Source organism: Pseudomonadota bacterium, from assembly GCA_034660915.1.
Taxonomy (GTDB): Bacteria; Desulfobacterota; Anaeroferrophillalia; order Anaeroferrophillales; family Anaeroferrophillaceae; genus DQWO01.
In genome coordinates, this window is record JAYEKE010000158.1 from 28,728 (window position 1) to 33,056 (window position 4,329).

Sequence of the window (4,329 nt, forward strand, 5' to 3'; positions counted from 1 at the left end):
AAGGCTAAAGGTTAAAGGCTAAAGGTTAAAGGCTAAAGGTTAAAGGCTAAAGGTTAAAGGTAAACCATAAACCGTAAGAATGAGTAGTGCTGTAAAAATCTTCATGAGGTTTATAACCATGTATGTTAGTCTGAAAGGGGATTGTGCGACAGTTTAACTTGCGAACCACCGTCTTTTTTCTTATCGAATTGTCGCTGATTGTCGCCGGCGGTTTGCTGAGCATTTACAGCGGGATTTACTGGCTGGGATCAGATAGCTATGACCTGCAGTTATTAGTTCCCCATATTATCAGCTTCGCGGTTTTTTATCATTTCTCCCTTTTTTATTTTGATCTCTATGACATTAAGACCAGGGTGCCTTTTTCGGTCTACAGCTTGCGCCTGGTGCAGGCTACCGGGTTGCAATGTCTGTTCCTGGCTATTCTTTCCTATGTTTTTCCATTGGCTGTTTTCCCCAGTCCCTATATCTATTTCATTCTTCTGGCCGACTTTTTATTGATTTATAGCTGGCGGGTTTTTTATGACTGGCTGACGAGGCATGATCGGTTCAACGAGCTGATTATGCTTGTGGGTGACAGTCACGTGGCTGGAAAAATCTGTGAGGGGATTGCCGGTCGCAAGAATTCCGGCTACCAGATTGTGGGGATTATGGGTGAGTTAGAAGAGGGGGAAAATGGATGTGCCGGTTGTAAGCTTTTGAGCTCTGATTATTCTCAGCTTTATGCCATCGCTTTAGCTGAGAAAGTGAATCGCATTATCGTTTCCATGGGGCAGCGGCGCGGCATTTTCCCAGCCGCTGAGCTTTTGCGCTGCAAGATGGCCGGTGTTATGGTGATGGAAGATGTGGATTTCTATGAGCAACTGGAAGGCAAGATCCTGGTCGATAATTTGCGCCCCAGCTGGTTGATATTTACTTCTGGATTTAAAAAACCACAGCAAACCAGGATGTTTAAACGCTTTATCGGTATGATCCTGGCTGGGGGTGCTTTGGTATTGGCGGCGCCGATGATGATGCTTGTTGCCCTGGCCATCAAGATTGATTCACCGGGGCCGGTTTTTTTTGTTCAGGAACGCTTGGGTGAGGATGAAAACCCTTTCTCACTCTTTAAATTTCGTTCCATGCGGACCGATGCGGAAAAAGATGGCCCGGTGTGGGCGACGGAAAATGATGATCGAGTAACCCGGGTTGGTGACTTTATCCGTAAGACCCGTCTGGACGAGATCCCTCAGCTGATCAATATTTTTAAAGGTGATATGAGCTTTGTCGGTCCCCGTCCAGAGAGAAAATATTTTGTTGATCAGCTAAAAAAAGAAATTCATTTTTATGACCAGCGTTTTTCAGTGAAGCCTGGAGTGACCGGCTGGGCTCAGGTACGTTTCTCCTACGGAGCCTCGGTGGAAGATGCCAAAGAAAAACTGCAGTATGAATTGTACTATATTAAATATCTTTCCCCCGTGTTTGATCTGTTGATTATTATGGAAACCATTAAGGTGGTTCTTTTTGGCCGGGGTAGCCGTTAGAAATCAGCGAACAAGGTTAAAAAGGTTAAAGGTGCAAGGCTAAAGGCTAAAGGCTAAAGACCATTTTTCAAGGTAGCCTTAAGCGGTGGGTGTGATGCTGTTTCCCCTCTCAGAGTTATTACTTTCCTTGATGATGGAATTGACCAGCTGGTAAAACTCCAGGGCGGACTGGCTCTTGGTATTGGTCATGAATGCCGGGTTCATGCGGGCGACGCATTCTTCGATCTGGCTGTCATAGGGAATATTTCCCAGCAGGGTTACCTGGCCCAGGTTTAAATATTTCCGGCATACGGTTCTGATAATTTCCGAAGCCTTGCGGTCCTTATCTTTTTTAATCATATTGCTGATCAGGTAGAGGTGAAAATTGCTGATGATCTCTTTCAGTCGTTTTGCGTAGCCCTCGTCAACTTCAGCAAAAGCTTCAGCCAGTTCCTCCATGGTCGCAATTGGATCATTAAGATCCTGGCCTGTTGCCCGTTTAATTAATGGTTCCAGACGCAGATTGCGTTCAAATGCCCGGTTGATTGCCCGGTAGAGAGCACTTTTGATGAAGCCATAGCCGTTCTGCAGCGCCGTAGGCTGGGGGGTGATGACCGCAACCTTGTAGGTGCAGTAAAGAAAAAAATCCAGGGTGTTGTAGTCGGTTCCGGCCCCGAGGTCAAGGATCAGGTGGTCGGCCTTGAGCAGGCTCATGGCCCGCATCAGTTTCATTTTCTGGGCATATTTAGGGTTGGCCAGGCCAACAATATCGCTGGCACCACAGATCAGCCGCAATCCGGGTACCGGGGTCTCAATGGCAATTTTGTCCAGTGAATCAACCTTTTTACTCAGATAATCCGACAGGGTATGCTGGACAAACTTCATGCCCAGCAGGGTATGCAGGTTGGCACCTCCCAAGTCCGCGTCCACCAGGACAACCTTATGTCCCAGTTTGGCCAGCCAGTAGGCCAGGTTCAGGGAAATGATGCTTTTACCTACCCCACCCTTGCCACCGCCAACCGCCCAGAGTCTGGTGTTGAATTCCTCGGGTGACTTCAGCTTGGTATCCGGGGAGAGTTGCAGGACATTCATGGTTTGACTTCCTTATTCCAGAGCTCCCAAAGCAGGTTATGGTCGCTTTTATTGCTGCCCATGTAGTTTTCCAGATACTGACAATCGGTGGGCGACAGGTCAATAAATTTAACCCCCAGGGTAATCACGTGTTCAGCATGTTCCTGGAAATCATTGGACCACTGAATTTTTCCGAGGGCATAGACCGTATAATTGAATTGGGGAAACGGGATTGCCAGTTTGACCTTTTTACCCTGAAGCTTCATTTTATACAGCTTGCCGTATCGTTCCCGCAGCTGCAGACGCAATCCCCCCAGAGAGATATCTTCAATAAAACCCTGAAAACTGGCTCGATTGGAAAGGGATGCCTTCTCGCCAATCAAACCAAATTCCACTCTCAGGGGCTTATCATGCCGTTTAAAAACTCGACGATCTTCCATATTTATACTTTCGGTATTTCTGCCGATTTCTTGAGTGGTATTTTTTCGCAGTACATGCTCATGCTCGGTTTATGCTCCATATTTTTCAACCTGATACAGATCAATAACCTTATCCATTCCCCGCAATGACTGGGCTGACCGGTAGGGAACAATTACTGCTGACAGCGAGGATGTATTGTTATCCTGTTGATCCATGGTCACCTTGGTTTCACCGCTGATAATAATTTGTCTGGCTTCTGCCAGTGATACAATTCGATGGCAGGTGTTTACCGCATCACCGATGACCGTAAAGGTCAATAACTCATCATTTCCCAAAAAACCTGATATCACTTTGCCGGTATGGATTCCAACGGCAAAGTCTGGCCTAATGTTGACTGCAGGGTTATCTTCAGCTGTAATCGAAAATGGTTTTTGCCATTCCTGCTGCATCTCGACAGCGGCTTTGACTGCCCTGAAAGGGTCATCTTCCCGGCTGACCGGAGCTCCAAAAAGGGCTAATAACCCATCGCCGGCAAACTTGTCAAGGGTTCCCAGGTGTTTAAAGATGATCCGGGTCATGGTTTGATAAAAATGGTTTAATATTTTGGTAACCTGCTGGGGGTTGAGGGTTTCAGTCAGCTGGGAAAATCCTCTTATATCAGCAAATAGAATGGTGGCCAGGCTTTCTTTGCTGTGGCATTGCTGTCCAGCTGTTGCCAGAATTTCCCTGCTGATTTCAGGAGAAAAAAAACGGCATAGTCGTTCTTTGTTTCGGGTTTCTTCTATCAACTGCTGCTGTTTTTCAAGCAGGCGCAGTATGTTTGTCAATTCATTTGCCAGGAGTCTAAAGAAACGGAATTGCTCAGGGGTGAAAAAGGCGATATCATGGTGCAGGATAGCCAGAAAACCAACCCGGTATTTTCCTGCTTCAAGGGCTGTGATGGCAAGGGTTTGTTCCCCCAGATGATATGTCTGGGCAGGCATGGGGCGATCGGGCTGATTATTGATCAATGTATCAATTTGCTGGATTTCATCATGGTTGAGTGGTGGAATACCGGCCGCACATACATGTAGTTGCAATGGGAGAAAAATATTTCTCTCCCATTCTGGTGTTTCTGTTTTAAAATACAGGCTATCAGTTCCCAGGTGGCGAAGAATGATTTCAAAAAGTTTTGTCAGCAGCTGACTAGTATCTCCTCCCAATTCAATGGCTGCCAGGTCAAGCATTTCACAAACAGCGGACAATTGCCCGACTTGTCGTTCAGCTTGCCGGTGTAAATGGGCGAAATGTTCACTGAAAACTGTATCCATATCCTTCATTCTTTTGCCGAATCAGAGTG

Annotated in this window: 4 protein-coding genes; 1 reads left to right on the top strand and 3 read right to left on the bottom strand. The window is 46.5% G+C overall.

All coding sequences use genetic code 11. From position 1 onward, the window contains the following. Window positions 1-143: 143 nt before the first annotated feature. Window positions 144-1,520 (top strand): TIGR03013 family XrtA/PEP-CTERM system glycosyltransferase, encoded by a 1,377-nt coding sequence (locus U9P07_09305; protein MEA2109601.1) that lies wholly within the window; start codon window positions 144-146, stop codon window positions 1,518-1,520. 78 nt (window positions 1,521-1,598) lie between these two features. On the opposite strand, the gene U9P07_09310 is transcribed toward U9P07_09305, so the two are convergent. The 3 genes from U9P07_09310 to U9P07_09320 all read right to left on the bottom strand — a co-directional run bounded on the left by U9P07_09310 (window position 1,599) and on the right by U9P07_09320 (window position 4,300). Continuing rightward, a complete protein-coding gene (locus U9P07_09310) occupies window positions 1,599-2,591 on the bottom strand; it encodes a P-loop NTPase (GenBank protein MEA2109602.1) in 993 nt (330 codons plus the stop codon). Continuing rightward, window positions 2,588-3,010 carry a PilZ domain-containing protein gene (locus U9P07_09315; GenBank protein MEA2109603.1) on the bottom strand — a complete coding sequence of 141 codons (423 nt, stop codon included), beginning with the start codon at window positions 3,008-3,010 and terminating at the stop codon, window positions 2,588-2,590. Before U9P07_09315 ends, U9P07_09310 begins: the two co-directional genes overlap by 4 nt. Window positions 3,011-3,079: 69 nt before the next feature. After that, window positions 3,080-4,300, bottom strand: a complete 1,221-nt coding sequence (locus tag U9P07_09320; GenBank protein ID MEA2109604.1) for an adenylate/guanylate cyclase domain-containing protein — start codon at window positions 4,298-4,300, stop codon at window positions 3,080-3,082. Window positions 4,301-4,329: the final 29 nt, after the last annotated feature.